Source organism: Nocardia sp. NPDC059229, from assembly GCF_042754165.1.
Classification (GTDB): domain Bacteria; phylum Actinomycetota; class Actinomycetes; order Mycobacteriales; family Mycobacteriaceae; genus Nocardia.
On the sequence record NZ_JBHZAK010000004.1, the window covers coordinates 176,138 to 199,984 of the forward strand.

The 23,847-nt window shown below is 68.4% G+C and carries 20 protein-coding genes; 7 read left to right on the plus strand and 13 right to left on the minus strand.

Annotation, left to right across the window (positions count from 1 at the left end):
- Positions 1–143 precede the first annotated feature (143 nt).
- Positions 144–659 carry a flavin reductase family protein gene (locus ACFXHE_RS12130; RefSeq protein WP_379382389.1) on the minus strand — a complete coding sequence of 172 codons (516 nt, stop codon included), beginning with the start codon at positions 657–659 and terminating at the stop codon, positions 144–146.
- 234 nt (positions 660–893) lie between these two features.
- Here ACFXHE_RS12130 and ACFXHE_RS12135 point away from each other — a divergent pair, with 234 nt between their 5' ends.
- From ACFXHE_RS12135 to ACFXHE_RS12150, 4 genes are all read left to right on the plus strand, one after another.
- The gene (locus ACFXHE_RS12135; RefSeq protein WP_379382390.1) at positions 894–1,727 is read left to right on the plus strand and encodes an IclR family transcriptional regulator; all 834 of its coding nucleotides are present in this window, start codon (positions 894–896) and stop codon (positions 1,725–1,727) included.
- Between the two features lie 37 nt (positions 1,728–1,764).
- Positions 1,765–2,403, plus strand: coding sequence for a PadR family transcriptional regulator (locus ACFXHE_RS12140; protein WP_379382392.1), 639 nt, complete (start codon positions 1,765–1,767; stop codon positions 2,401–2,403).
- Between the two features lie 81 nt (positions 2,404–2,484).
- Positions 2,485–4,311, plus strand: a complete 1,827-nt coding sequence (locus tag ACFXHE_RS12145; RefSeq protein WP_379382394.1) for an MFS transporter — start codon at positions 2,485–2,487, stop codon at positions 4,309–4,311.
- A 222-nt stretch (positions 4,312–4,533) separates the two neighbouring features.
- Positions 4,534–5,754, plus strand: a complete 1,221-nt coding sequence (locus tag ACFXHE_RS12150) for a bifunctional 3,4-dihydroxy-2-butanone-4-phosphate synthase/GTP cyclohydrolase II (RefSeq protein ID WP_379382396.1) — start codon at positions 4,534–4,536, stop codon at positions 5,752–5,754.
- A gap of 24 nt (positions 5,755–5,778) precedes the next feature.
- Here ACFXHE_RS12150 and ACFXHE_RS12155 read toward each other — a convergent pair whose 3' ends face one another.
- The 5 genes from ACFXHE_RS12155 to ACFXHE_RS12175 all read right to left on the minus strand — a co-directional run bounded on the left by ACFXHE_RS12155 (position 5,779) and on the right by ACFXHE_RS12175 (position 11,066).
- On the minus strand, positions 5,779–6,825 hold the full coding sequence (locus tag ACFXHE_RS12155) for a hypothetical protein (RefSeq protein WP_379382398.1): 1,047 nt from the start codon (positions 6,823–6,825) through the stop codon (positions 5,779–5,781).
- Positions 6,826–6,869: 44 nt separating this feature from the next.
- On the minus strand, positions 6,870–8,012 hold the full coding sequence (locus ACFXHE_RS12160; RefSeq protein WP_379382400.1) for an erythromycin esterase family protein: 1,143 nt from the start codon (positions 8,010–8,012) through the stop codon (positions 6,870–6,872).
- Positions 8,013–8,972: 960 nt separating this feature from the next.
- Positions 8,973–10,244, minus strand: a complete 1,272-nt coding sequence (locus ACFXHE_RS12165; RefSeq protein WP_379382401.1) for a DUF222 domain-containing protein — start codon at positions 10,242–10,244, stop codon at positions 8,973–8,975.
- A gap of 3 nt (positions 10,245–10,247) precedes the next feature.
- Positions 10,248–10,424: a hypothetical protein gene (locus ACFXHE_RS12170; RefSeq protein WP_379382403.1), complete on the minus strand. Its 177-nt coding sequence runs from the start codon at positions 10,422–10,424 to the stop codon at positions 10,248–10,250.
- Positions 10,425–10,451: 27 nt separating this feature from the next.
- Complete coding sequence (locus tag ACFXHE_RS12175; protein ID WP_379382405.1) at positions 10,452–11,066, minus strand: TetR/AcrR family transcriptional regulator; 615 nt, start codon at positions 11,064–11,066, stop codon at positions 10,452–10,454.
- 53 nt (positions 11,067–11,119) lie between these two features.
- On the opposite strand from ACFXHE_RS12175, the gene ACFXHE_RS12180 reads away from it, so the two are divergent.
- Together ACFXHE_RS12180 and ACFXHE_RS12185 are read left to right on the plus strand one after the other, a co-directional pair.
- Complete coding sequence (locus ACFXHE_RS12180) at positions 11,120–11,968, plus strand: alpha/beta fold hydrolase (RefSeq protein ID WP_379382407.1); 849 nt, start codon at positions 11,120–11,122, stop codon at positions 11,966–11,968.
- Between the two features lie 60 nt (positions 11,969–12,028).
- Complete coding sequence (locus ACFXHE_RS12185; protein WP_379382408.1) at positions 12,029–12,946, plus strand: alpha/beta hydrolase fold domain-containing protein; 918 nt, start codon at positions 12,029–12,031, stop codon at positions 12,944–12,946.
- Between the two features lie 3 nt (positions 12,947–12,949).
- Here the strand turns inward: ACFXHE_RS12185 and ACFXHE_RS12190 are convergent, their stop codons facing one another.
- Entirely contained in the window at positions 12,950–13,330 is a 381-nt protein-coding gene (locus ACFXHE_RS12190) for a hypothetical protein (RefSeq protein ID WP_379382833.1), read from the minus strand.
- Between the two features lie 156 nt (positions 13,331–13,486).
- Between ACFXHE_RS12190 and ACFXHE_RS12195 the strand changes: the two genes are divergently transcribed.
- Complete coding sequence (locus ACFXHE_RS12195; protein WP_379382409.1) at positions 13,487–15,790, plus strand: LuxR C-terminal-related transcriptional regulator; 2,304 nt, start codon at positions 13,487–13,489, stop codon at positions 15,788–15,790.
- A gap of 78 nt (positions 15,791–15,868) precedes the next feature.
- Here ACFXHE_RS12195 and ACFXHE_RS12200 read toward each other — a convergent pair whose 3' ends face one another.
- The 6 genes from ACFXHE_RS12200 to ACFXHE_RS12225 form a co-directional block, all read right to left on the minus strand.
- Positions 15,869–16,393: a DinB family protein gene (locus tag ACFXHE_RS12200; RefSeq protein ID WP_379382411.1), complete on the minus strand. Its 525-nt coding sequence runs from the start codon at positions 16,391–16,393 to the stop codon at positions 15,869–15,871.
- 84 nt (positions 16,394–16,477) lie between these two features.
- The gene (locus ACFXHE_RS12205) at positions 16,478–17,332 is read right to left on the minus strand and encodes an alpha/beta fold hydrolase (RefSeq protein ID WP_379382413.1); all 855 of its coding nucleotides are present in this window, start codon (positions 17,330–17,332) and stop codon (positions 16,478–16,480) included.
- Positions 17,332–18,492, minus strand: coding sequence for a 3-hydroxy-9,10-secoandrosta-1,3,5(10)-triene-9,17-dione monooxygenase oxygenase subunit (hsaA, locus tag ACFXHE_RS12210; RefSeq protein WP_379382415.1), 1,161 nt, complete (start codon positions 18,490–18,492; stop codon positions 17,332–17,334). Before hsaA ends, ACFXHE_RS12205 begins: the two co-directional genes overlap by 1 nt.
- Before the next feature lie 129 nt (positions 18,493–18,621).
- Positions 18,622–20,709 carry an alpha/beta-hydrolase family protein gene (locus ACFXHE_RS12215; RefSeq protein WP_379382417.1) on the minus strand — a complete coding sequence of 696 codons (2,088 nt, stop codon included), beginning with the start codon at positions 20,707–20,709 and terminating at the stop codon, positions 18,622–18,624.
- 278 nt (positions 20,710–20,987) lie between these two features.
- The gene (locus tag ACFXHE_RS12220; RefSeq protein ID WP_379382418.1) at positions 20,988–21,938 is read right to left on the minus strand and encodes a LysR family transcriptional regulator; all 951 of its coding nucleotides are present in this window, start codon (positions 21,936–21,938) and stop codon (positions 20,988–20,990) included.
- 339 nt (positions 21,939–22,277) lie between these two features.
- Complete coding sequence (locus ACFXHE_RS12225) at positions 22,278–23,786, minus strand: FAD-dependent oxidoreductase (protein WP_379382420.1); 1,509 nt, start codon at positions 23,784–23,786, stop codon at positions 22,278–22,280.
- Positions 23,787–23,847: the final 61 nt, after the last annotated feature.

A 23,847-nucleotide genomic window follows, 5' to 3' on the forward strand; every position in this document is an offset into this window, starting at 1 on the left:
TGCCTTGCTTCGATGGTTGCGGCCGATGTGACGGCGACGACAGCGCAGTCTCACTGGCCGGGCTGTGACTACTGATGGACGAGACGACCGCGCCGGCCGATGGCCGGGGCGACTACGCCCACTGATGCTCGGGACGACCGTGCCTACTGCGTGTCGAGACGACCGAACGCCGCGCGGTAGAACAGCAGCGGCTTCGCCTCGGAATGCTCATTCAAGCAGGTCACGCGACCGATGACGATGGTGTGGTCGCCGCCGTCGGCTTCGTCGTACAGCTCGCAGTCGATGGAGGCCATAGCCCCGGCGAGCAAGGGCGAGCCGTTCTCCGAGCCGGTCCATTCCACGCCCGCGAACTTGTCAGCGCCCGGACGCCCGAGCTGACGGCAGATCTCGGCCTGATCGTCGGCCAGGATGTTCACGCAGAACCGGCCCACCTCGCGGATCCTCGGCCAGGTGCTCGAGGTCCGCGCCGGGAAGAAGCTCACCAGCGGCGGGTCGATGGACAGCGATGCGAACGACTGGCACGCGAAGCCGAGGGGTTCGTCCTCGGCAAGGGCGGTGATCACGGTGACTCCCGAGCAGAACCTGCCGAGAACGGTCTTGAATGCCGTCGCGTCGATGGCCGGTGTCCGGCCGCCGGGCACATTGACACCAGTAAGCACCGGCGCCTCCTTATTTCGATCCGAAATATAGCTAGCAGTCATGACAGCAGGTCGCGCGCAGGAGGCGTCAACTCCGTGGTTCGGTGATCGGGACACGGATGCGTAGGTTTTACGTAGTTCTCCCGATTCCGCAGGTTGTGGCACAAGGCACTGTGATGGCTAGCACAAGCTCCGAACTAGGTACATGCCTAATCGGAATAGTCCTAGACTGGATATGAACCAACGGAGGTACATATGTCCGTCACCATGCTGCCCCCGGCGGAGTCTCGACACCCACACAACCCCATGCGCGCCAAGGAATCTCGCGCCAGCGCTGAAGTTCCCGTCTCGATGATCGAGCGGATGACCTTGATCCTGGACGCATTCGACGCATCCACCCCCACCCTCACGCTGCTCGGCCTGGTCGAGCGCACCGGGCTGCCGCGGTCCACCGTGCACCGGATCCTCGACCAGATGATCAAGCTGCGCTGGCTGGCCCACACCTCGGGCGGCTACCGGCTGGGCATGCGTGCACTCGAGCTCGGCGGACTCACCGCCGACCACAACGAGATTCGCGATGCCGTGTCCCCGCTGCTGCACGAGCTGAGCCAGCGCACCGGCATGGTCGGACACCTGGCCGTCCTCGACGGCCGCGACGTGGTCTACCTGGACAAGGCCGGCGGCCGCTTCGCCGCCAGCCTGCCCACCCGCCTGGGTGGCCGGATGCCCGCGCACGCCACCGCGCTCGGCAAGGCCATGCTCGCCTGCCTGGAGCCGAACATCGCCGAGGCCGCGCTGCGCACCCGGCTGCCGCGCCTGACCCCGCGCACCATCTGCGAGCCCGAGGCGCTCTCGCGCGAGCTGCAGCAGATCCGCATGCGGCAGGGCGTGGCCATCGACCGCGAGGAGGCCGTCGCCGGAATCGCCTGTGTCGCAGCGCCGCTGCGGGGCCGCGGCACCGCGCCCGCCGCGCTCTCGCTGTCCGGGCGCGCCGACGGCATGAGCTACGACCGGCTGGCCCGCGTCGTGCTCGAGGTCGCGCATGAGGCCGGCCGCACCCTGTTCCCGCGTCGCGCCCACTGGCGTTGAGCGGAGCCAGGGCATGCGGGGGCGATACAGTTCGATCATGACCGATGGCGTGCCTGCCGAAGAGGCGCAGGCGATTCCGGAACTTCCCACAACGGCGTGGGCGGTTCTCGGAATGCTCTCGCACGCCGAAGAACTGTCCGGATATGACCTGAAGAAATGGGCCGACTGGAGTCTGCAGTTCTTCTATTGGAGTCCGTCGTTCAGCCAGATCTACGCCGAGCTCAAGCGTTTGGAAAAGCACGGCTACGCGATCTCCCGGACCGTGGTGTCCGAGGACGGCATGCGCGGCAAACGCATGTACGCGATTACCGAGAGCGGGCGCGAAGCAGCGTCGAACTGGGTCAACCACTCCCCCGTCGAGGCCCCCGTCCTCAAGCACAGCGTGATGCTGCGGGCCTGGCTGGGGCACCTGGCCGAGCCCGAGCGCATGCGCGAGATCCTCACCCAGCACATCGAATACACCGAGACCATGCGGCGGCGCGCACAGGCCGACGCCGAGGGCGCGGATGTGAATCCGGACTGGGCATATCCCAGCGCGGTATTGCGCTGGTGCGTCAAGCATTACGAGGCCGAAAAAGAATTCGCCGAGGACCTGCTGGCAGATTTGGACAAATTGGCGAGACAGCGTAGCCGCCGGAAGCCTGTGAAGAAGCAGAATTCCAGCGATTCCCACTGAACGGACTTGGTGATAGTCGGCGCCCAGTGGCCGTGACACGGTTCACACGATCGTGTTACTACCCACCCTGGAGGACGCCACATGTCCTTGAACGACGACAGAGCCACCTCCGTCGACACCGCGGTACCACCGAGCCCCGCGCCGAACGAATCCGGACGCCTCGACGGCGCCTCCAATCTGAGGATCTGGTCGGTCCTCGCGGTCATCGTGCTGTTCACCGAGGTCTCCCCGATGCAGTACGTCATGGTCGCGTCGGCACTGCGACAGATCGCGCCCACCTTCCCCGACCAGGGCGCGAACATCAACTGGGCCATCATCGTCTTCGGCATCTTCGGTGCCGCCGTGTCCCCGCTGATCGGCAAGCTCAGCGACATCTGGGGCAAGAAGAAGATGTTCCTGGTCTGCGGTGTGCTGTTCCTCATCGGCACGGCCTTGTGCGCCGTCACCAGCAACTGGGCGGTGTTCCTCGTGGGCCGCGCGCTGGAGGCGACGGCCATCGCGACGACCGTGGTGTCCTACGGCCTGATCCGGGACCTGATGCCGCGCAGGCTGGTTCCCGTCGGCCTCGGCATCGCCTCCACGGGTCTGGGCGTATCCGCCCTCGCCGGTCCGCTGATCGGCGGCTACATCACCGATCACTACAGCTGGCGCGGACTGTTCTGGTTCCTGTTCGTCTTCACCGTGATCATGATTCCGCTGCTGATCATCGTGGTGCCGGAATCGAAGCTGCGCACCCCGCAGCGCCTGGACATCGTCGGCGCGGTGCTGCTCGGCGCGGGCGCCACCCTCACCCTGCTGTACCTGGACAAGGGCCAGGACTGGGGCTGGACCAAGCCCTCCACGCTGGCGTGGCTGATCGGCGGCCTGGTGCTGCTCGCCCTGTTCCCGATCGTGGAAATGCGTGCCAAGCAACCGATCATGGACATGAAGCTGCTGTTCAACCCGCGCGTCAGCGTGGTGCTGTTCATCGGTCTGCTGGCCTCGTTCATGATCGGCTACCAGTCCTACGCGACCGGCTACATGACCCAGTCGCCGCCGTCCGATCAGGTCGTGGCGCAGGTCAAGGACGCCACCTGGGATCAGGTGAAGGCCGGTGCCCTGACCCAGGCACAGGCCCAGGCTCTCACTCAGGCGCGAGCACAGGGGCTCGCCGCGGCCGAGGCACAGGCCAAGGCTGCGCTGCCGCCGGGCATGGACCTGCCGCCGGATGTGGTCAAGAAGCTGACGGACACGGTGAATGCGCAGGTGACTCCGGAGGTCGTGAACGCGCAGGTGCCGCCGGAGATGGTGTACCAGCACTTGCCGCCGGACATGGTCAAGGTGGATCTGCAGCCGGGCTACAGCTACGGCGACAACTTCTCGCTGCTGAAGTACGCCACCCACGTGACCCTCGCACAATCGTTGATCGCCATGATCTTCGGCTTCCTGGGCGGCCTGTGGATCCGGCGCTCGGGCGCCCGCTGGCCACTGGTGACGGCACTGGTCATCTTCGTCGGCAGCGGTCTGGCCTATGCGGCGCTCTCGCACGGCTGGCAGACGCAGGCGCTGATCAGCGCGGTGTACGGGATCGCGTTCGCGCTGTACTACGCATCCACGCCGAACCTGATAGTGGAAGGCGTGCCGGCGGAACAGCAGGGCATCAGCGCGGGCATGCTGGGCGTCATGCAGGCCATGGGCGCCGGTATCGGTCTCGCGGTGGCCACCGCGTTCCTGACCGCGAATCCGGTCAAGGCCGTGGTGTCGGTGGCGGGCCAGGCGCCGGTCACCAAGGACATCCCGCTGCTCTACGCCGACAAGGGCTACGAGATCAGCTTCTACTTCGTGGCCATCTCGGCCGCGGTGGCACTGATCGGAGCGCTCATCATGAAGCACGGCCGGACCCCGGCCACCGGTGGTGCCGCGCACTGACACTCGTGTGAGGCACTGACAACCGAATGAGCAACGGCCCGGAGGCGATTCGCCTCCGGGCCGTTGTGTCGTACTGAAAACTCCGTCACCACTATGGCCCGAGGCGTGCACTGACCGCACTTTCCTGACCGCTGAGCGGGACCTCACCTCGTTGTTCCGCACTCGTCATATTTCGATTGGAAATAGGTCGCCAGCCCGTGCGGCCGGAGGAGGTGGTCGACGATGACCGGTGAACTCGACTCGATCGCGGCCGCGGTGGCGGCGGTGGCCCGCGGCGGCATGGTGCTGGTCGTGGACGACGAGAACCGCGAGAACGAAGGCGATCTGATCCTGGCCGCCGAGCACGCGACTGCGGAGAACATCGCGTTCCTGGTGCGGCACACCAGCGGGGTGCTCTGCGTGCCGATGGCCGGCGAGGACTGCGACCGCCTCCAGCTGCCGCCGATGACCTCGATCAACGAGGACCCCAAGGGCACCGCCTACACCGTCTCGGTGGACGCCGTTTCCGGTGTCAGCACCGGCATTTCGGCCGCCGACCGCGCGCACACCATGCGCCTGCTGGCCGACCCACGCACCACCGCGGCCCAGCTCTCCCGGCCCGGGCACGTGTTCCCGCTGCGCGCGAATCCCCGTGGCGTGCTGGGCCGTCCGGGCCACACCGAGGCCGCCGTCGATCTGATGCGACTGGCCGGGCTGCGTCCGGCCGGTGTCATCGCCGAGGTCGTCAATGACGACGGCAGCATGGCGCGGCTGCCCGAGCTGCTGGTCATGGCGCGGGAATGGGGTATCCCGCTGGTCTCCATCGCCGACCTGATCGCGCATCGGAAACAGCTGGAGCACGGCATCATCCGCGAGGTCGAGACCCGGCTGCCCACCCGCTTCGGCGACTTCCGCGTCTACGGCTACTCCGACGCCCACACCGGCGCGGAACACCTCGCCCTCGTCCACGGCGACCCGTCGGGCGAGAACACGCTCGCCCGAGTGCATTCCGAATGCCTCACCGGCGACGCCTTCGGCTCGCTGCGCTGCGACTGCGGCGAGCAACTCGACGCCGCCCTGGAGGCCGTCGCCGAGGCCGGGCGCGGGGTCATCGTCTATCTGCGCGGCCAGGAGGGCCGGGGCATCGGCCTGCTCAACAAGCTCCGCGCCTACGAACTCCAGGACGCGGGCGCGGACACCGTGGACGCGAACGTCCGGCTGGGCCTGCCCATCGACGCCCGCGATTACGGCGCCGCCGCCCGCATCCTCGCCGATCTGGGTGTGCGGTCGGTACGCCTGCTGAGCAACAACCCCGCGAAGCAGTCGGGCTTGCAGGCCAATGGCATCGCGGTGCACGCGCGGATCCCTCTGCAGACCCAGCCGACCGAGCACAATGTGCACTACCTCGCGACCAAGCGCGATCGGATGAGCCACCAGCTCCCCCACATCCCCGCGGTCGGGTAGCCGTATCCCTGGGTAGCGCGGGCGTCAGGTGTCGTCCGGCTCCCGCTCGTCCCACTGCAGTCCGAGCCGGAATGCCTGCAGCCCGGGCTTCGAGGGAGACAGCCACGCCTGAAACCGCAAGTCCGACGGATATTTCGCGCCCGACCGGCGGATCGCCGCCTTCGTCTCCGCCGCGATCTGCCGTGCCGAGGCGACACCGTGATTGAACATCTGGCCGCGCACCCTGCCCTCCTCGCGCACCTCCAGGCGAGACTGGGCGTTGGAGGCGAAGAAGCCCTGCGCCACCCACTCCGGCTCGTCGGCCAGGGTGAGAACCCAGATCGCGTGCGGTACCAGGGGATGCAGGACCGGGAGATCCACCGCCAGGGAGAGGAACAATCGGTCGATGTGGTCGTCGAGTTCGTCGAGGGTCTGTGCGTCGGGCTCCTGGTAGCCGAGGGCGCCGACCTCGGTGCGGCGCGACTCGTCCGGCCACGCCAGCCAGCACTCGGTGGGCCGGTGCTCTTCGTCGTATTCCCAGTCGAATTCGCGCTCGACCGTACGCGGCCCGCGCGGCTCGATCCGCAGGCTCACCTCGATCGGGCGGATCGATCGGCCCAGCGTCACGATGTCGTCGGGGCGCAGCCAGATCGCCAGAGCGCCGGGGCCGCCCACCAGATCCGGTTCGCCGAGGACGCCGATGCACTCGGCCAGCGCGGTCGTGAACACGTGATCGACCAGCGCAGGCGGACAGGGGTACGACAGCAGGAGCTGTTTGATCTCCCCGTATCCGAAGCCCGGCGCCGTGATCGAATGCGGCGTCTCGACCGCGACGAGCGCTGCGCCTTCCGCAGTCAGCGCAGCTGCGTCGCCGGTCGATTCCCACCCCAATTTCGCGTAGACGCCGTCGATCTCGGTCCGGGACCACGTATCGAGTTCGGCGGCCAGCAATACCGACATGGCCTGACCGAAGCCACCGAGTTCCACGCGGCGTCCGTAGTTCCGCGCCCACCACTGGTTGGCCTCCGCATTGCGTTGCCGCCGTTGCTCTTCCGTCGGGTGCCGGACGTCTTCACTCAGGTCTTCGCTCACCGCGGCAGCGTATGTGACGGGGACGCATCGGATGGCCGTGGGATTCACGGCAGCCAGTGGACCGGGGTCACCTCCCGGATGTGGACGAGAATGTCGAAGGCCTTGGACAGGTCGCGAATCGCCAAGTGCTCGTCCGCATCCCGGACGGGGTCGTAGACGCCGCTGATCACGCGCATCTTGGCGGGGGCTGCGATCGGGACGGTGCGCATGTCGAGCCAGAGTTGCGGAAGACCCATCTCACCCAGCGTCGCGTCCAGGAAATCCGGTGCGGGGGAAGGGATCTCGGCCACACCGAGATTGCCGTGGTGGAAGCCGATGGCCACCGGGGCATAGTCACGGCCGAAATGCTCACGGAGAACGCTGCCCACACTGGATTTGGAGACCTGGTCCCCGGCCAGACCCAGGGCCGCATCATCGGCGGAGACATGCGATATGCCGTCCCAGTACACGGTCCGCAGTCCGGTGCGCTGGTAGTGGCCGATGATCGAGGAAGCCCACAGTTCGGCTTCACCCGCGTAGCTGCCGCGGCCCGCGACGCTGTGGCGGTGGAAGTCCTCGATCAGAGCCATTCGGGCCCGGACGGTTTCGCTGATGTCCGGGATCGAGGCGAGGAGCGTCGAGGCGTCGCGGGCGTGGTCGAGGAACGGGCGGCCCGGGTGGACGCCTCGGGCACGTTGGACGTGCTCGTCCAGCGTGTGGGCGGTGCGGATGGGCTCCAGATGCACAGCGAGATCGGCCACACGATCCGGAGCCTCGATTCGGACCGCATCGAGCACGGCGTCGTAATCCTCCGGTTTGGCCTGGGCCGGCTTGACGCCGATGACGCGCACTTCATCACCGGGATGGGCCTCGTTGAACTCACGAATCCAGGTCAGTGCCGCAGCCATCTCCGCGGTACGCCAGGGACGCCAGGCCAGCTCGAGAGCCGACACCGCCGTCCCCCTGCCCTCCCGCACGTAGGCATCCAGGGTCTCGCCGACATCGGCACTGTCCTGGACAGCGAGCGTACGGAATCCGTGGTGCACAACGAGATTCCGGAACAACTCGTCCCGAAGCGCAAACGTCTCCTGAGCGAACCGCGTCGACTCCCCGATCCCGACCACTGTCGCGGCTGACAGTGACTGCGCGAGGGTGTCGATCGTAGTGGCATCGAAAGGGGCTGCGCTGAGTGTGGTTTCGGTTGGCATGACCCCACTCTCCAACCTCGACCAAGGTTCAGGTCAAGCCCGAAAGGACAAAACCCGAAAGCAAAAGACAAAAGACCAAAAGATCAAAGACAAAAGATGCCTGGAGAAGGGAGGGGAGGCCGGGCTCACGTCCGCGCCTGCACCTTCCAGCCCCCTCACCTTTGAAGCCGCATGTGGGGTTGCTGCAGGAGGTATTGGGGTTGGGGTCGCCACGCGATGGCTTGCACCCCTTGGGGGGACATTGCAGATCAGTAGTGACGCCGTGGATCGACCTCCCGGCGGGAGGCGATGTGGTGAGGACGGGGGTCGGGATTGGAGATGGTCCGTACTGCCGGGATTGGGTCACCGGCCTGATGGGCCCGAGGGGCGGCCGCGAGCGCCGACCAATTGGCAGGACTCCATGGGCCCTGAAGACGCGGTCAACCGATTCGGTCGCGATCCCCCGGTGCCGGTCGCCTGTCGAAGCAGTGGTGATGGCGGCTGTCGCAGTGGTGGCCGCCGGAGGTGCCGAATACGGTCGCGGTCGGGGCGGCGGTCCAAGCAGTGACCGTGCTGGCCGTCGCAGGTGACGATCGCGGTGGCAGTGGCGGAATGCCGGTGCGGGCGTCCGGCGATCGGAGATAGTCGGTCAGCCGGCAGTGGCCCGGGGGTTGTCACTGGCGGTCACGGTCGTGGACGCGGCGGTAGTTGCGGTCGGAATCCCGGTCGCAGGGTGGTAGCGGTTGCGAGGGCCGTGCCGAGTGTGGCGGTAGCGGGAATATGACTGTGGGCGTTAGTGGTTCGGGGATCCTCAGTGAGTTTGCGGTGGGGGTGTCTGCAAAAGGTGATGCGTGCAGTCCCTGGGCCGGAATCGGCGGGAGACGGCTCTCAGCCCGGCGTCAGCCCAAGTCCGGCAGGGCAGGCGAGGTGACCACACCTCCCCGTCCCTGCGCACACCAGCAGCACACGAGCAGCCGGGAATCACGCGGCCCGTGAACCCCACCTCCGGCAACTGGAATCGATCGCAGCGGCGACCCACAGTCCAACGTGATGTCTATCGTTCACCCGAGGAATACCGGTCGGGTCAAGACGTTTCGGAGCAATCCAACCGGTCCGCCCCCGATACGGGGAATCCTCGCCCATAACAACGGTTCTCCAACCCTCGGCACTGTCATTGACCAGCGCATGGCAGTGATCGCACACCAAGGTCAGATTGGTCAGATCCGTGGGCCCGCCCTTGGCCCAGTCGGTGATGTGGTGCACCGCGCACATGCTCGCGGGCGCCTCACATCCCGGGCGAGTACAGCCCCTCCCGCGGGCGATCAACGCCAACCGCTGTGCCGGAGTGGCCAGGCGCTCGCAGCGACCCAGGTACAACGGCAACCCGTCGGCGTCGAGGACCGCCAGCACCGGCCGGGTACCCTCGGCCAGCTTGAGGGCCTCGTTGATGCTCACGTGGCCGCCGGAGGCGGTGGTCGCGACCCCGGCCCCACGCTCGAGGTCGGCGAGGTTCATGGTCAGGATGGCCTGCACCGGCAAACCCCGGTGCGAACCGAGCTTGGCGGGGTCGACACCGGGCTGCAGCAGCGCGAACAGCGCGTCGTGGGTGCGTTGACCGGCATCACGACGGTCACGACGGGCGGCGGCCTCGAGGACCTTCGAATCGATGACACCGGCGGTGGCGGTGGGGCTTTCGGGGTCTTCGAGGTTGCACATGCCCGGACGCGCCAGCTTCGCGAACACCACATCGAGCAGGGCCCGCAGTTCGGGGGTGATCCAGCCTTCGATCCAGGACATGCCATCGATGCCGGGGCGGCACAGCATCATTCCGCGCTTGCGGCGGCGGTCGGCGTCGGAGACGACCTTGCCGTCGGGGTCGATGCGGGCGAGGATGTCGCGACCGATCTTGGGCAGGTCATCGGGCCAACCAGTGCGGGAATGGCCGACCAGGATGTGTTCGGCCTCCGTACGAGCCTCGGCGGGGATGTCGGCGGGCAGGTGGTTCATGACGTCGATGATGTTGCGGACATGATCACGCGAGATACCGCCCGCCTCATAGGCTTCGGCGGCCTCGGCCAAGGTGGGCGGGCGCAGGTGTCCGGTGGGTTCGAAGAATTCACCGCACTGGCGGGCGATCTTCACTCGCACCGATGCGTCGTACCTCGACAGGCCCAACGTCTGCCGCAGGAACGGCACCACGCCCTTCGCCCCGCTGCCTTCGGGCAGTGAGCGGTTGCAGGCCTCGATGATCATGCGTTAATCCAGCGCCGACAGTTGACGTTTGCAGGTTTCCAGGCGCTGCATCAGCTCCACGACATCACTGTCGGAGAACGGGTTCAGGTTGCCGTGCAGGACGGAATTCGACAGGGTTTCGACGGCGGCTGCCAGGTCGGCGATACCGCATGCGTTGAGTGTCACCCCCGTCGAATTCATGCATTTATTTACCGCCAAATAGGCATGCTATGAACCCGAAATATCCAGTATCCCTTGCCTTTTCACAATTTCTGCGACACGGGCACCCATCGTTTTGCCGGCGGCCAAAAGCGGCTCTGTCGATCGCAGGGTCCGACTGAGAATGAAAGCTCCTTCCAGCGCACCGAGAATCGCAATCATCAGTTCCCGGGCGTCGGCCGCTTCCAGGCCACGGCGGATGAAATAGCCTGTGCCCTCGTCGATCCAGGAGTTCATGACTTCCGCTGCCACGTCGCGGATTCCGGGTTCGCTGTCGGCGACTTCCCCGGCCACGGTGCCGACCGGGCACATGTTCATCCAGCCGGCCTGCTCGATGGTTTCCGCGGCGGCGGTGAAGGCGGCCGGGACGGCTTCGCGGAGGTCGTCGTGGGCGTCCATCAGGAGCGGTAGCAGCTGGATGTAGGCGGCGCCCGAGACGCGGAGGGCCTCGGCAGCGATGGCCGACTTTCCGGCGGGGAAGTGGTGGTAGAGCGAGCCCATCGGGGCGCCCGACGCCGAGGTGATCTGTTTGACGGTGATCGCGCTGTAGCCCCGGACCCGCATGAGTTCGGCGACGGCGGTGACCAAGCGATCCCGGGTGGTGGTTGACAGCTTCTCGCTCACCCGTCCAGACTAGAGCAAACGCACTAGAGCGTATGCTCTAGAGGGGAGCTATCATGCCGGCTGTCGAACTGAGTGCGGGACGGGTGCACTACGTCGAGCGGGGCGAGGGGCCACCGGTGGTGCTGTTGCACGGGCTGCTGATGAACCACACGGTGTGGGACGAGGTGATCGGCAAGCTGCCCGAGGGCTTCCGGTACGTGTTGCCGGATCTGCCGCTCGGGTCGCATCCGGAGCCCTTGCGTGAGGGCACGGACCTGACTTTGCGCGGGCTCAATCAGCTGGTCGCGGATTTCCTTGCCGCCCTGGACCTGCGCGACGTCACCCTGGTGCACAGCGACTGGGGCGGCGGGCTCTTCCTCACCGCTTACGGCCTCGACGAGCGCGTCGGCCGGTTGATCGTGCTGCCCTGCGAGGCCTTCGCCAACTTCCCACCCGGTCTGCCAGGCAAGACCGCCATCGTGGGCGCGGCGCTGCCCGGCGGAATCACGATGGCGCTCAAACAGTTACGCGTCCCGTGGCTGCGCTCCTCGCCGCTGCTGTTCGGCTGGATGGCACGGTATCCACTCAGCGACGAGATCATCCGCGGCTGGACCGATCCCGGCCTGCGGGACAAGCGGATTCAGCGTGATCTGCTCGCCTACGCCCGATCCCGCCGCAACAAAGCCGAACTCATCGCGAATACCGAAGCGCTGCGCGACTTCCGGGGCGAGGCCCTGATCCTGTGGTCGTCGGCCGGCAAGGTGATGCCGCGCGAGCACGGCCGCCGCCTGGCCGAGCTGATTCCCAAGGCGCGCCTCGTGGAGATCGACGACGCCTACGTCCTGTCGATGCTCGATCAGCCGGATGCCGTCGCCGCCGCCATGTCCACCTTCCTGACCGGCGCGGTCATCGAACACAGCTAGGGCATTGGTCCGATTCGGTATGGTCGAGGCCGGAGACGGACTACCGCACGGGAGGCGCTGATGCCCAGCTTGCTCAGTCGGGCGGTGCCCGCGTATCTGCGGGTCGTCCGGGCCAATCGGCCGTTCATCAGCGCCGAGGGGGCACGCGAACACATTAGGGAGCGCAGCCTCCGGCCCCAGCCGTATGGCCCGCCGCGCCTGTTGCGTACGGATGTGACCATCGAGGTGCGCCGGGAGAACGGCTGGCCGATCTACACCCTCACGCCCCGATCCGGCCGCGCCCGAGGCAATGTCGTGTACTGCCACGGCGGCGGCTGGGTCAATGAGATCGCCAGGCAGCATTGGCAGCTGGCCGCCGATATCGCGGCCGAGGCGGGCACGACGGTCACGGTGCCGATCTATCCGCTCATCCCCTACGGCACCGCCGATCAGGTGATCCCCGCCTTCGCGAATCTTGTTCGCGCCAATCGAGACCAGTACGGCGAGGTCTGCCTGGCGGGAGATTCGGCGGGCGGCCAGATCGCGTTGTCCACGACGGTCCTGCTCCGCGACGAGCAGCAACCGGCCGTGCCTCGGACAGTGCTGATTTCACCCGCCCTGGACCTGAGCCTGAGCAATCCGGAGATCCTGACCGTCCAGTCCGAGGATCCCTGGCTCGGACGCGATGGGGGCCTGGTCCTCGGCGACCACTGGCGCGGCCCGCTCTCGATCACCGACCCGCGGGTCAGCCCGCTGTTCGCCGACTTCACCGGCCTCGGCCCGCTCACCGTCTTCTGCGGCACCCGCGACATCCTCGTGCCCGACACCCGGATCATGGTGGGCAAGGCTCGGGCCGCCGGTGTCGAGGTCGACTATCGCGAGGCGCCCGAACTGGTCCACGTCTATCCCCTGACCCCGACTCCCGAAGGTACCGAGGCGCGCAAGCTGATCATCGACGCCCTGCGCGGCGCACTGACGCCGGCGACCTCCCCGGCCTGAGCCTCAGCCGGATTTGCCTGTCCCCGGCGCGTTTTCGGCCAGCCACCGTCGCGCCCTGGTCGCCGAGGCGCGCGAAAGCCAGGCGTCCTGCACGACCTCGGCGAGCTCCTGCAGGCCGAGTTCGGGAATTCGACTGCCGCGCACCAGGACCGAGAGATGCCCCCGGAAGTGCGGGGTCGTGAAGAACGGTGAATCCGGGTCCTGGGTGAGGGCCAGCTTGTCGTCCTCCGACGGCACCCAGAAGATGATGACGTCGTCGTACCGCTCCCCCGTCTCCGGGTCGGCGGCGTCGGGGCGCGGCGTCCGGAAGTAGACGAAGGACTTGCGGCCGACCTGGTAGACCGGGTTGCCCGCGGGCCCGTGCTCGATGGTCACGTGCGGCATACCGGCCGCCAATTCGTGGACGTCCGCCAGGCGGGCTCGGCGCGTTCGGCTCGGCACCCGGTCGAGTGTATCGCCGCACACATCAGCAGCGGCCGCGAGCTGCGTTTATGCCAACCTGCTGGCACAGAATGCGGCAAATCACATAGGTTTGACGCCATGGCGCGGCGTGTCAATGGAAACCTCCCCGAAGAGGTAACTAGCTTCGTCGGCCGCCGCGAAGAGCTGGCTACTGCGAAGCGCCTGCTGCCCACCACCCGGGTGCTCACCCTGCTCGGTCCCGGCGGCATGGGGAAGACCCGCCTGTCACGACAGATCGGGCACCTCGTCGCGCGCGCCTTCCCCGACGGCGTATGGCTGGTCGAGCTGGCCGATGTGCAGGACCCGGCGCTGGTCACCCTGAGTGTCGCCGAGTCGTTGAATCTGCGCGACGAATCCACCGCGCCGCTGCCCCGGCTCACCGAATTCCTGGCCGACAAGCGGCTGCTGCTCATTCTGGACAACTGTGAGCATCTGATCGAGGCGTGCGCCGCGCTGGTCGGCCGGATCATCGCCACCACACCGGATGTGCGGGTGCTGGCCACCAGCCGCGAGGTGCTCGGGATACCGGGCGAGCAGGTCATGCCGGTACCGCCGCTGACCGTGCCCCGGACCGCCGGCGAGGACAGCGACGCGCTGCAGCTGTTCATCGAGCGCGCCAGCGCCGCCAACCCGGGCTTCCAGGCCAGCCCCGGCAACCGGCCGGTGGTGGCGGAGATCTGCCGCCGCCTCGAGGGCATGCCGCTCGCGCTGGAGCTGGCGGCGCTACGGCTGCGCATGTTCACGCCGGAACAGATTCTGGACCGTCTCGACGACACCATCGGGCTGCTCAGCGCCGGGCCGCGCACCGCACCGCAGCGCCAGCAGACCATCGAGGGCGCGATCCGCTGGAGCTACGACCTGTGCACCGCGGCGGAACAGGCGCTGTGGGAACAGCTTTCGGTGTTCGCGGGCGGTTTCGACATCGATGCCGCGGAGGCGGTGTGCGAGCTGGGGTCCGCGTCGCTGATGGAGGCGCTGACGGGGCTGGTGGACAAGTCGGTGGTGATGCTGCGCTTCGACGGGGATGTCGCCCGGTACTCGATGCTGGAGCCGATCCGTCAGTTCGCCGCCGACCGGCTCGCCGAGCGCGGCACGGACCAGGAGGTCCGGGCGCGGCACCGCGAGCACTACCGGCAGCTGGCCATGCGCGGGCAGACCGCGTACTGGACCGCGGAGGACGTGGCGTGGTTCCGGGAGCTGAGTCGCGAGCACGCGAATCTGCGTGCCGCCCTGCGCACGGGGCTGGAGGACGAGCCGCTGCGCACCATGGCCACGGTGACCGTGCTGCGCCCGTTCTGGGAGCACAACCGCTTCCTGTCCGAGGGCTACCGCTGGCTCACCGATTCGCTGGCCCGCAATCCGGAGCGGACCGCCGAGCGGGCCAAGGCGCTGTCCTCGGCCGCCTCGCTGGCCGCCCTGCTGGGCGATCAGGAGTCGGCGGCGCGGCTGGTGAGCGAGTGCATGGAATTGGCTGCCGCCCTGGGTGATACCGACATCATGGCCGAGGTGGCGCTGGACCGGTCGCTGCTGGCCTTCGCCTCCAGCGACCGCGAACGCTCGCTGGAGCTGGGCCGCAGCGCCATCGAGCTGGCGGCCACGCACGGCCAGCACGCCATTGAAATGGACTCGCACGCATTCTCTTTCATGGCGGCCATGGTGCTGGAGGCGCCGGGGCGCACCGAATTGGCCCAGCGCTTCCTGGAACTCACCACCGACAGCGGTTCGCACCTGCTGGGCGGGCTGGCGCTGTGGACGGTCGGGATCGACCACTGGCGGCGCGGCGAACTCGAGGCCGCCGCCGAATTCCACGGCCGCGCCATCGAGGAGCTGGCCCTGTTCGAGCGCTGTATCTGGCTGTCGTCGGCCTTCGAGGGGCTGGCCTGGACGGTCTCCGCGGACGGCGACCACGAGCGGGCCGCCCGCCTGCTGGGCGCGGCGGAATCACTGCAGCGCAGCACGATTCGGCTGGCCCACACCATCACCGTCGCGGTCGGTGAGAAGGAGCGGCTCAAGGTCCGGGACGCGCTGGGCGAGGAGGCGTTCCGCACCGCGTTCGGCGCGGGCGCGAGCCTGCCGCTGGAGGAGGCCATCGATTACGCCCTCGGCCGCACCGCCGCCGAGCCGGAACCCGTTGCGCCGCCGCCCGCCCTGAAGCGCGCTCCGCGGGCGGCCACCGCGACCCTGTCGGAAACCAGTGTGCTGACCCGCCGTCAGAAGGACGTCGCCCGCCTGGTCGCGGCCGGTCACAGCAACAAGCGCATCGCCGCCGACCTGGTCATCTCGGTCCGCACGGCCGAGACCCACGTCGAGCACATCCTCACCAAGCTCGGGCTCACCTCCCGCACGCAGCTGGCCGCCTGGGCGCACGAACACAACCTGTAGATCCGCTACCCGCGCGCGACCCGAATCTGTCGCAGCCGAAGGCGCATTCGGATCGGACGCGTGTCGGGGAAGCCCGGGCTACTGGTAGCCGGTGGCCCCATCGATGCGTTCGCGCAGCAGGTCGGCGTGGCCGGCGTGGCGGCCGTACTCCTCGATCATGTGCAGGTAGGTCCAGCGCAGGGAGAGGTCGGTGCCGGTGCGCGGATGGGTGACGGTGTGGTCGAGGGGAAGATCGGCTATGGCCTTGTCGCACACGGCGATTTCCTCGAGGAATCGGGCGTAGTCGGCCTCGGCCTGCTCGGGAATGGTGTCGTCGAAGTCGGCGTCCTGGCTCGGATCGCTGGAGTAGAGGTAGCCGACCGACTCCCCCGCGGCCCGCTTGCGGAACCAGCCGCGTTCCACCTCGGTCATGTGCCGGATCAGGCCCAGCAGGGACATGGTGGACGGCGCCACGCTGCGGGTCGCGAGCTGTGCTCCGGTGAGCCCCTGGCATTTCCAGAGCAGGATCTCGCGGCCGCGGGTGAGCAGGGAGTGCAGCATGGCCCGCTCGTCGCCGACGAGCACCTGGGCGGATCGGGTGATGTCCGGGGCTGTCCACGTCATGCTCGGACTGTAGCGCCGGGCCGAAACCGGGAAAACGAGTTCGGGGGTGGGAAATCCCACCCCCGAATCATCGGAAACCGCTTGCTACAGGCCGTTGTTCAGGAAGTCGACCACGGACCGCTCGAAGGCGTCCTTGCGCTCCACCATGACCCAGTGGCCGCAGCGGGCGAAGGTGCGCAGGTCCGCGTTCGGCAGCTGCCGGGCGGCGAAGAGCGAGCCCTCCACCGGGGTGACCCGGTCATCGCGGCCCCACAGGATGAGCACCTCCTGCGTGATGCCCTTCAACCGCGCCCACAGCGGGACCGGTTCGGCCAGCCTGGGGTTGTAGAAGGTGGCGTACGCGTCGCGCAGGGCGGCCTGGGCCTTGGGATCGGCCGCGGCCTTCAGGCGCTTGGCCACCAGTTCCTCGGTGAGCGTGGCCTGGTTGTAGACCATGGCCCGCAGGAAGCCCATGGCCTTCTCATCGGTGGGGTCGGCATTGAACTCCATGAGCCGCGTAATGCCCTCGGACGGTTCGGGTCCGAGCACGTTCACGCCGACGCCGCCGGGCGCCATCAGCACCATGCGATCGACGCGACCCGGGTGCTCGAGCGCGAGCAGGGTCGCGACCGTGCCGCCCATGGAATTGCCGAGCACGTGCGCCTTCTCGATGCCCAGCTCGTCGAGCAGCCCGATCACCGCGTCGGCGGCGATGCGCAGGTAATTGCGCTCGTACACCTCCGGGCGGCCGCTCTCGCCGAAGCCGGGCTGATCCAGGATCAGGCAGCGGAAGTGCTGCGCCAGCACCGGCAGGTTGTCGCCGAAGTTGGCCCAGCCGGACACGCCCGCGCCGGAGCCGTGCAGCAGCACCAGCACCGGGCCCTCGCCGGCCTCGTGATAGCGGAGCTCGAGGCCGTCGACCGTCACCCAGCGGGTGGTGTTCTCCGCGGTCAGGGTCATCAGAGCATCCGATCCGCGACCTCGAGGCCCATGGCGCCCTTGCCGTACATGGCCAGGGCCCGCTCCACATCGTTGATCACGTGCACGCTGCCGGCGTGCGCGTCACGCCAGTTGCGCTCGATGATGTTCGGGCGCCGGATGGCGTGGCCGCCGGAGTTCTTGAACAGCAGGTCGATCGCCTCGAGCGCGCGCTCGGTGCCGCGCACCTGATCGCGGCGGGTGGCCAGGCGCAGTTCGAACGGGATCTCCTCACCGGCCTGCGCGTAGCGCAGCTGCTCGCCCATATTGCGCTCCATCTGGAGCACGGCGGCGTCGATTTCCGAAGCGGCACGGGCGATCCGGACGTGGGCGAAGGGATCCTCCGACACCTTCTGCCCGCCGTAGGACAGCCGCACCCGCTCGCGCTGGCGCTCGATGTGCGCCTCGTACGCGCCCTGGGCCGCGCCGATGATCGGGGCGGTGATGGTGTTGGAGAACAGCGCGCCGAACGAAATCTTGTACAGCGGAGAGGTATTCACCTGCTGGCCGGGACCGACCAGGTTGGCCTGGTCCGCGGCCGAGTAGGCGCGGTGGGCCGGCACGAAGGCCTTCTCGATGACGATGTCGTTGGAACCGGTGCCTGCGAGGCCCGACACGTCCCAGGTGTCCTCGATGCGGTAGTCGGTGCGCGGCACCAGGACCGTGTAGTAGTCCATGCCGGTCGCGGTGGGCACCAGCGCGCCCAGGAACACCCACTGGGCGTGGTCACAGCCGGAGGAGAACTGCCAGCGACCCGACAGCTCGTAGCCGCCGTCGACCACGGTCAGCTTGCCGGTCGGCGCATAGGAGGAGGACACCAGGGTGTCGGAGTTCTCGGCCCACACGTCCTGCTGGGCCTGATCCTCGAACAGGGCCAGCTGCCACGGGTGCGCGCCCAGTACCGAGGACACCCAGGCGGTGGACGGGCAGACGGTGGCGATGGTGCGGATCACCTCGTAGAAGGCGACCGGCGACTCCTCCAGGCCGCCGAAGCGGGCCGGCTGGAGCATGCGGAACACGCCGGCCTCGGTGAGCTCGGCAATGCTGGCGTCGGGCACCCGCCGCTGCTCCTCGGCCTGAACCGCGCGTTCCCGGATCGCGGGCAGCAGATCGCGGACCCGATCGAGCACCTTGTTAGTCATGCGGGCGTTCCTCCTCGTGCCAGAGTTTCCTGCCCTCGAAGCTATGGCCAAGGCGGTGTTTCGATCCGAAATAGTCCCGATGATCGGAACCCGGGTTCCGCTGGATACGGACCGATCGCCGTGCAGCGGCTATTTGTGGGCGTATTCCCAGGTGATGTCCTCGTCGAGGGCCTTGCGGATGCTGCGTTCCAGGTCCGGGTTCCAGTCCTGCGGCTGGGCCACCGCGACCCACCCGTCCAGGGGCAGGTCGCCGTAGCGGTGGCCGTGGCCCGACGGGACGCCCTGGGCGTTGGCCAGGTCCGCGCTGATCTGCCAGAAGGTGACGATCGGCCACCAGCGGATGGACTTGGAGACGTCCGCACCGCGCGGTTCCTTCAGCCAATCCGGTTGCGTGAACAGCAGATCCGGCGACCACCAGACGATCGGGTCGGAGGCGTGCTGCAGATACACCACGCGCGGGTCGAACCACGTCCGGTCCGGGCGGCCCAGTTCCGGTGCGGTGGCGGCGAAGCGGACGATCAGGCCGTCGGCGTAGACGGGCAGGATCTCCGGCGTTCCCGGATCGCGGCGCTGCTCGAGCTGACGCCAGATCCGGTTGGAGTTGGGCGGGCCGACCCACAGCACGCCGTCGACCATGGTGCGGATGTCGTCGAGCCCGGTGAAAGCGCCCTCGGAGCCCTGCGAGCCCAGACTCTCCCCGTACACCAGCAGTTTCGGGCGCTGTCCCGGCGGCAGCTGCGCCCAGCGCTCATGGACGGCGTGGATCACCGCATTCCCGGACTCGGTGGCCTTCTGGCGGTCGGACAGGAACGACAGCACGCTCGGCAGGTAGGAGTACTGGGTGGCGGCGATGGCGGTGTCACCGCCGTACATGTACTCGATGGACGAGGCGGTGGTGGAGTCCACCCAGCCGGTCCCGGTGGTGGTGACCACGACCAGCACCTTGCGCTCGAAGGCGTGGGTGCGATCCAGTTCCCGCACCACCAGATCGGCGATGTCCTGCTGCGTGTTCGCCGAGTCCAGGCCCGCGTACACCCGAATCGGTTCGCGCGCGGGCCTTCCCGTGACCTGGGCGATCCGGTCGGCGGTCGGCGCGGTGGCGACGAACCAGCGGCCCTCCGACCCGAGGGTGTCCCAGGGCGCCAGTGACTGTGGGCTGCCGGACCTTTCGGGCAGCTGCGGCTGGACGGCGCTCGGCGAGGTCTTGCCGTTGCGCAGGCTGAACGCCGAATTCGCCACGGAGAAGAAGGCTTTCGCCAGCACACCCTGGAACAGCAGCACCGCGACCACCGCGACCACGATCACCGCGCCCGGGTAGGCGATGTTCCTCGGCACCCGCCATTCGATGTTGAGCAGCCGCACGATCAGCCGGATCAGCCACCGCACCAGGCGATACGCCACGATCACCAGCGCGAGGGTCGCCGCCGCCACCAGTTCGGCGCGCAGGTAGCTCGAGGTGGTGGTCGGCGTCATCCCCATCAGTACTTCGAGATCGCGCTGCCAGCGCGCCGACCGGGCCAGCACCAGGGCCGCGCCGGCAATGGTCCCGACCACGATCACGGCCTTGCTGACCGCCCGCGTCGTCTCGCTCGGATGCCACAGCTTGGCCAGGCCCTCCGCCGACTCCGGCAGCCGTGGCCGCACCCACTTCTTGAAGGCCCACTCCAGCACGCCACCCACGCCGTACCCGATGGCCGCGCTGATCCCGCACACCAGACCCTCGAACAGCCAGGTGCGCGGCAGCAGTGAGGGCGACACCGCCCAGAGGAAGAAAATCCAGGCCACCACCAACCCCGGATAGCTCGGATTGACGGCCCGCTCCGCACGATCCGCGACCGCCCATACACGTGAACGCAGCGATGCCGGCCGTGCCGCGCCTGCGGCCTGCCCATTCGTCTCACCCGTGTCGGTCGACTCACCAGTCGCGGTTAGCTCTTCGCGCGCTGTCGTCTCATCACGCCCGGTTGTCTCGGCACGTTCGGTCGTCTCATCACGTTCGGTCGTCTCGGCAGGCTCGGTCGGCTGCTCGGGCTCGGTCGGCTGCCCCGGCTCGGTCGGCTGCCCCGGCTCGGTCGGCTGCTCGGGCTCGGTCGGCTGCTCTGGCTCGGCCGCAGGATGAGATACGGGCGGCTGGGGTTCGGTCGTTTCGCCGCGCCCGGTTGCCGCGTCGGGGGCGTCGTCCCCGTGCTCGTCACCCTGCTGTTCGTCCGCCGTCATGCCCCGAGTCTGGTCGCCCGACGGCGGCCGCACGATAGCGACACGCACGGGCACGGGCGCCGGCACCGCCCGGACAACGGGGGCTCAGTCCGTCGCCCGGCGGTGCTGGCTATCCGAGATCGCCTCACCGGGTAAATGAGGCAGTCGCGAGCCTTGGGCGGGCTCGCCGGTGGACGCCGCAACCCCCGCGTTGACCGCCCACGCGGAAACACATTAGAGCGCAGGGGAACCGGTGTGAAACAGCTATTTCCCAGCCATTGACAAGCCCCAATTGTCAATCACAGATGCTGCGGCAGGGTGCAGTCGTCGAGATCGGGTTGTTCCAGGCGCGCGACCAGGTCGGGGTTGGCGTCGCGAACACGGCGTGCGATGTCCACGAACGACCGCACCAGCGGCGTCTCGTGGTCGACGCGCCAGCCGACCGTCACCTGGTTGTGCGGGGCGTCCGCGACCGGCAGCACCCGGACCCGGGGAAAGGGCATCCACCGCGCCGACGCCACCGTCAGCACGACGCCGACCCCCACCGCGACCTTGTGCAGCTCCTCGAGCAGCGAACTCGACCGGGACACCACCGGGGCGGGCCGCCCGTCGCGGTGATCGTGCAACTCCCAGAAGGCATTCCACTCCGGATCGGTGGTGGCCGCCCCGAGCAGCGGCTCGTCGAGCAGATCCCGCACCCGCACCTCGGGCAGTTCCGCCAGCCGGTGCGCGGCGGGCACCAGCGCCACCAGCGGCTCGGCGAACAGGGGCTCGAAGCGGATTCCGGCCGCGCGGAACGGGAGTCGCACGAAGGCCACGTCGACGGTCCCGCTCTCCAGTCCGGCCGCGGGCTCCTCATAGGTGAACTGCCGCATGTCGACCGTCACCCCGGGATGCTGCTCACGGAAGGCCGCGAGGATCGGCTCGGTGAGGGTGAGCGCCGCGCCCTCCAGATAGCCGAGCACCAGCCGATCCGATTCCAGCCGCTGCGCCACCCGCGCCCGCTCGACCGCCATTTCCAGTGTGGTCAAAGCACTTCGGACACCTTCGAGCAGGGCCGCCCCCGCCGCGGTGAGCTCGACGCTGCGGGTGGTCCGCGTGAACAGCACCAGATCCAGCGCCTTCTCCAGCTGCCGGATCTGCGCGCTCAGCCCCTGCTGCGCCACATGCAACCGCTGCGCGGCGCGCGTGAAGCTCAGCTCCTCCGCCACCGCAACGAAATACCGCAGCTGCCGCATGTGAATTTCCATAGCGCGCGAGTCTAGAACCTGTTCTCGGTGGCAAAAGGGCCATCGCCCACCACAACTCACCCGACGCGGCAGCAACCCGCCCGCCGAATCGCCACTGCGAACAAGGGGCAGCGACCACAGACGCCGAGCGGCGGCGGTGCCGGCGCGGCGGCAGCCATGGCCCTCGGCCCGATGCGAGCGGTGTCACCCTCATCGCCTGCGAGTCCCGGCTGCTGGGCCGCCTCGAAGCCTTCTCGCCTCGATCCTGGAGCGACTGGCCCGTTACGCCGCCGAAACCCTGTTCCGCAGTGGCTTCCGTGCCCTGCCGCCGGGCCGAGAGTGTCGACAGAAGGCGATCGGCTATGCGCGGCGGGCGGCCGCGGTGCCCGCGCGGCGGCCGTAGAAGGTGCCGTCGCCCAGGGAGGTGCCGGAGATGTAGCCGAAGCCGTGCAGGCCGTTGGCGGCTCGACCGGCGGCGTAGAGGCCGGAGATGGGACGGCCGTCGAGGTCGAGGACGTGGCCGTCCAGGTCGGTGTGGAGGCCGCCGAGGGTGAAGACGGACGCGCCGGTGCCACGCCGGTCACCGGCCTCCGACGGCGGGCGCACGCCGGCCTTGACGTCGATGGCGGCGAACGGAGGAGTCAGTTCGCGTAGCCAGCGGGGCGACTTGTGGTGGTCGAGATCGGTTCCCTGCCGGGCGAATTCGTTGTAGCGGCTGATGGACGCGGTCAGCGAGCCCGCCGGCAGGCCGGTCAGCTCTTCCAGTTCGGCGGGCGTCTCGGCGACGTGGGTGGGCCGCACGCCCCAGCGCTGCGGTTCGGGGACGTCCTCGAAGCCGTCCTCGTCGACGACGACCCAAACCGCGGTGTCGTCGCCCGCCCAGCTGCCGCCCATGTTCTGGCGGTAGAGCGCGTGCTGGCCGATGCGGCCGGGGTAGGTGTCCTCGTTGATGAAGCGGCGGCCGAGGGCATTGACCACCAGGCCGCGCGCGGCCAGCCCGGGAATGAGGGACATGCCGACCTGACCGGCGGACATGTGGCGCACTGCCGCGCCGAGGGCCTGGGCCATGCGGATGCCGGAACCGTCGTCGGTGCCCGCGCTGACCTTGGTGTGGCCCAGCAGTTGCGGCGCGTGGGCGGCGAGCATGTCGTCGTTGTCGACGAAACCGCCGGTGGTGAGCACGATGCCGCGACGGGCGCGGATGGTGATCTCCTTGCCGTACCGCCGCGCGACCGCTCCGACCACGACACCGTCGCCGTCCACGATCAGGGTGCCGACGTGGGTGTCGAACAGTGCGGTGGCGCCGGCGGATTCGGCCGCGTCGGCCAGGCACTCCATCAGCAGCTTGCCGCCGAAGTCATTGGCGGTGGGCCGGTGCCCGCGCGGGGCCGGGTACGCCAGTTCGGTGAAGGGCCAGCTGTTCTCGCCCAGCCACATGAGCCCGTCATCGGTGGGCGGCACCCAGGTGGGGGCGTCCCACATGGTCGGCTTGAACGGCACGCCACGGTCAACCAGCCAGTGGAAGTGCTCGACGCTGCCCGCGCAGTACTCGTCGATCTTGGCCGCGTCCGCGCCCGCGCCGAGCGCCGCCTTCAGGAAGGCCGCCATCGCCTCGGGGGTGTCGTCGTAGCCGCAGGCCACCTGGATCGGGGTGCCGCCGCCCAGATAGATCTCGCCGCCCGACATGGCCGACGCGCCGCCCGGACCGCCGGACCGGTCCACCACCAGCACCCGGGCGCCCGCGTAGGCCGCCTCGTAGGCCGCCGAGGCGCCCGCCGCGCCGTACCCGACAACCAGCACATCGGTCTCGATGTCGTAGTGGCTCACCTCGCCGGCCGCCCGCGGCGTGACCGGATTCCGCACTGTCATGCCTCGACGGTGCCCGCTCCGACCGCCGTCACTTAGCGCCCCATCTTGCTGAGCGATTCAC